Origin of the sequence: Pseudorhodoplanes sp., assembly GCF_046289595.1 — a bacterium.
GTDB lineage: Bacteria > Pseudomonadota > Alphaproteobacteria > Rhizobiales > Xanthobacteraceae > Pseudorhodoplanes.
Genome location: NZ_JBKBVB010000240.1, coordinates 1 through 1519 on the forward strand (window position 1 = coordinate 1; position 1519 = coordinate 1519).

At 62.0% G+C, this 1519-nt stretch carries 4 protein-coding genes; all 4 read right to left on the minus strand.

Going from position 1 to position 1519, the window contains the following annotated elements:
• Positions 1-146: 146 nt before the first annotated feature.
• Positions 147-467 carry a type II toxin-antitoxin system VapC family toxin gene (locus ACK41X_RS23555; protein WP_409728783.1) on the minus strand — a complete coding sequence of 107 codons (321 nt, stop codon included), beginning with the start codon at positions 465-467 and terminating at the stop codon, positions 147-149.
• A gap of 95 nt (positions 468-562) precedes the next feature.
• Positions 563-820: a type II toxin-antitoxin system Phd/YefM family antitoxin gene (locus ACK41X_RS23560; RefSeq protein ID WP_409728785.1), complete on the minus strand. Its 258-nt coding sequence runs from the start codon at positions 818-820 to the stop codon at positions 563-565.
• A gap of 93 nt (positions 821-913) precedes the next feature.
• On the minus strand, positions 914-1150 hold the full coding sequence (locus ACK41X_RS23565) for an Lrp/AsnC ligand binding domain-containing protein (RefSeq protein ID WP_409728788.1): 237 nt from the start codon (positions 1148-1150) through the stop codon (positions 914-916).
• A gap of 114 nt (positions 1151-1264) precedes the next feature.
• The coding region (locus ACK41X_RS23570) for a hypothetical protein (RefSeq protein WP_409728791.1) at positions 1265-1519 on the minus strand (255 nt) is incomplete at its 5' end.

Below are 1519 nucleotides of genomic sequence, written 5' to 3' on the forward strand. Positions count from 1 at the left end.
TCGGCTATGTGTTCTTTGGCGAAATTCCGGTGCCCTTGGTCTTCATCGGCGCCAGCATCATCGCAGCGGCCGGACTGATCGTGGTGTTCCGCGAGCGCCAGCTCGGCAAGCGCGACATCGACGCCCCGCCGCCGGCGCCGTGAGGGTCAGCGTTTGACCGGATAGTCCGGCGACAATGTCGGCACGCCGGTCGGCGCGAAATCCGCGATATTGCGGGTCACGACTGTCAAGCCATACTCGAATGCAGTGGCGGCGATCTGAAGGTCGACGCTGTCGTTGCCGATTGCGGCGCTGAGCTGCCCCCATCGCCGCGCGGCGGCAAGATTGAAAGGAAGGATACGCTCTCCATAGGCCGAAAGAATCCGATCGAGCCATCGTTCGAGTGCGGTCGCGTGAGCCGGGTCACAGTGCCGCTGTTTGGCGATGCCACGCTCGATCTCTCCGACACTGATAACGCTGACGAACATATCGATGGCGCGTTGTTGCAGGAGCTACGTTTCGACTGTCTTGTCCCTTCGCCGCTTCGCCAGTGCGAACGGAACATCGGTGTCGATCAGAAACATCAGATTTCGACGTCGCGGGGTTTTGCGCCGAGCCGTTCGAGAGCGATGTTTCCCTGAGGAATGGCGAGCAGCATTTCCGCAAAGCTCGGCGCCTCCAGTTGCTGGAGCTTTTGCAAGCGATCGTATTCTTCCGCATCCAGGACCACGACCGCCGGTTTACCGTGCTTGGTCACGGTCTGTGGCTTGCGGCGCGCAGCCTCGACGACCTCGCTAAAGCGGTTCTTGGCGTCCTGAAGCGACCATGTACGCCGGATCATGGATGAAGCCTGCTGGCCAGAAAACTAGCCAGAAATATAAGCCATTTTGCCGCCGTCACGCGAGTTGGAAAAGTGAGGAGGCCGGCCGCGGTGTCAGAACGCCTTGAAGGTGATGATCGTCAGGGTGTCCTGGATGCCCGGAATGGTCTGCACCTTTTCGTTGACGAAATGGCCGATATCGACGGAGGGATCGACGTAGAACTTCACCAGCAGGTCATAGTGGCCGGCAGTGGAATAGATTTCGGAGGCGATCTCGGCGTCGGCCAGCGCGTTGGCTACCTCGTAGGACTTTCCCATCTGGCACTTGATCTGGACGAAGAAGGGGGTCATCGACGGGCTCCGTGAACGAGGCGACCAATCCAGCAAAAAGCCATGTGCTTGGCAAGTTGGGTTGGCGGCAGGGTGTGAGCAGCCGCCGAGCCGGCTGGCCATTCAGGCAGCACGTCAGGTGGCAAGCCGCAGCGCCAGCACCATGAGCGCGCTGGCGGCGATCCACGAACCCAGGATCCGCGCCGCCAACGGTCCAAGCCGCACCCGCACGCGGCCGAACAGCAGAGCGGTCACCGCACAGAGCGCGGTTGCGGCGAACGCGGTGCCGGTCAAGGACAGCAACGTCTCTGCGATGCTGGGCACCGGGGGCACCGAATCGAACATCACCGCAAGCGCCAGCGCGGCCGCAAGCAGGGCGGCGACGGAGAG